2 protein-coding genes are annotated in these 2,546 nt (G+C 27.3%); both read right to left on the bottom strand.

The window, feature by feature from the left end:
- Positions 1-873, bottom strand: an 873-nt coding sequence (locus NSA58_RS18735) for a LysR substrate-binding domain-containing protein (protein WP_257560832.1), incomplete at its 3' end; no start/stop codon positions are given.
- Between the two features lie 321 nt (positions 874-1,194).
- The gene (locus NSA58_RS18740) at positions 1,195-2,460 is read right to left on the bottom strand and encodes a conjugated bile salt MFS transporter (protein WP_039678047.1); all 1,266 of its coding nucleotides are present in this window, start codon (positions 2,458-2,460) and stop codon (positions 1,195-1,197) included.
- Positions 2,461-2,546: the final 86 nt, after the last annotated feature.

Below are 2,546 nucleotides of genomic sequence, written 5' to 3' on the forward strand. Positions count from 1 at the left end.
TTTTTCACAAAAACATATAAATAATTTAATTGGTAATGATATATACTTATCTTTATGAATAACAATATAAAGACTTCTTTCTATTTTACAATCTTTTAGTCTAGAAATATTTAAGTCACCTAGTTTTTCTTTCTCAACAACTGAAATATAAGGAACACAACTAATTCCCATATTTAATTTTACATAATTTATAATAGCTTCAATATGACTTAATTCCAAATAACCCTTATATTCTATATTTTTACTTTTTAAGAAAGTTTCAAAAGTTTCTCTTGTTCCACTTCCATCATCTCTAAAAATAAATATATTATCTAAAAAATCTTCTTTTTCTAAGTATTTTTTATCTTTCCATTCATGATTAATTCCACTAATAAATACTAGTTCATCTCTGCAAATTTCTTTTGATATTACTTCACTACATGAAGTTGAGCTCTCTATAAAAGCTATATCTACCTTATTATGTGAAATTAAATCTTCTATATTAGATTGGCTATCTATTACAAGAGATATTTCAATATCAGGAACTTCTTCATTAAACTTTTTAATTACATAAGGCATTATATATATTCCTATGGTAATGCTTGCACCAATAATTATTTTACCTCTATTTTCACTTGCACAATCTTTTATTGTATTAACTCCTTCTTCATATATATTTAATATTCTTCTTGTATAATTAAAAAATATCTCACCTTCATACGTTAAAAAAAGTTTTTTTCCTATTCTATCGAAAAGCTTTGTATTGAGTTCAGCTTCAATCTCTGAGATACATTGGCTTATTGATGGCTGACTAATATACATTTCCTTTGCAACCTTGCTCATATTTAAACAACTGGCTGTTTCATAAAAAATACTTAATTTCCTAATATTCATAATTTACTTCTCCTATGTAATATTACTTTTATTTTGCTCATTCTGATTAGTAATTATCTTTATAAAAATTAAATCCCCTTGAATTGATTTTAAGATTAATTTTCTCATATCTCAAGTATATATATCATTATAAAAAATTTGCTTTGCTTAATTAAGCGGCGTGTCGGTGAATTATTTCATTACCACTTTAATCTACTGTGTGTGCGCTATGAAATTTCAGGCAACAACCTTACTCAAAAATATAAGAATATTATAATATTCTATCATATAAAAAAGGAGTCCCCTAATTATTATAGTAGACTCCTTTTTCGCAAAATAACTCTATTTATTCATTAATAATTTATTTTGATCTTTTACTTTTTTTATTGAAGTAAGTAATAATGCGTATCCTGTAAGAACACATGCTATCATTACTATCCATCCTGTATTAAATCCAAAATTATCTACTATCATACCAAATAAACTAGATCCAAATGCAAATCCTAAAGCAAATAATAAACTTATTGTTCCAAGTATTACACTTGACTCTTTTCTACCAAATACATCTGTTGCCATAAATGCTGGTGCTGACATATATGAGTAAACGTTTAATCCGTATGCTATAGAGAATAAGAATGCTAAACCATGAACTTTACTTGATGCTAATAATGCTATTATTGATACTGTTGAAAGTACCATTGATATAGACATTGTTTTTATTGTTCCTATCTTATCGAATAATGCTCCTCCAGTTACGTTTCCTATTAAACAGAATAACGCAAATAATGAACCTAAAGTACCTACTAAAGTTGCACTCATTTTAAGCTCACCTGTAAAGTATGTTGCGTATTGAGTACTTAATGCTGATATTGCTATAGCTATTATTGCGTATCCTATTGAAAATGTCCAGAAATATTTATTCTTAGTAGTTGCTTTAGCACCTAAACCTTCAAATCCTTTAGCTTCTTCCACTACTTCATCATTTTCTTCTACTACTTCTACTTCACCCTCTTTAGGCATTCTTATGAATAATAATATTATCGGTAAACTACATGCTATTGCTATAATTCCAAACATTATATAACTATAACTTGCGCCTTTTGATGCTAACATTTGTGAAGTTATTTGTTGTAAAAATACATTACCAATAGATCCTCCTGAGAAAGCAATCCCTAGAGCTTTACCTCTACCCTTCTTAGGGAACCAGTTATTTATTACATAAGGTACTCCTAATCCAGAGAATAAAACACATCCTATTTGAGATATTGCTGATAATATGTAAAATTGAGGTAGTGTATTAGCAAACCCAAATCCTAAAAATCCTAATGATGATAGCATTGTACCTACTATAAATAATACTTTTATATTTACTTTACCAAATAATTTTCCCAAAAATGGTGAAAATGCTGCTGATGCCATTGCTCCAAATGTGAATATTAAAGAAAATCCTGCTAATGAAAATCCAAAGTTATTTATTACATAAGGTATAAATAAAGGTTGTATATTTTGTGCCACACCAAAAGGTATTGCCTGCATAAACATACAAATAAATACCATAAAATATTTTTTCTTAACACTGTTGTTATTAATTGATACTGCTTGATTCATAAATTGTCTCCTCCATTGCTAAATTTTAATTTACAAACTTTTACTTTTCGCCATAGAAGAGTATACATTTATTATATCAATCTGTT

Origin of the sequence: Terrisporobacter muris (assembly GCF_024621905.1) — a bacterium.
In the GTDB taxonomy this organism is placed as follows: Bacteria; Bacillota; Clostridia; order Peptostreptococcales; family Peptostreptococcaceae; genus Terrisporobacter; species Terrisporobacter muris.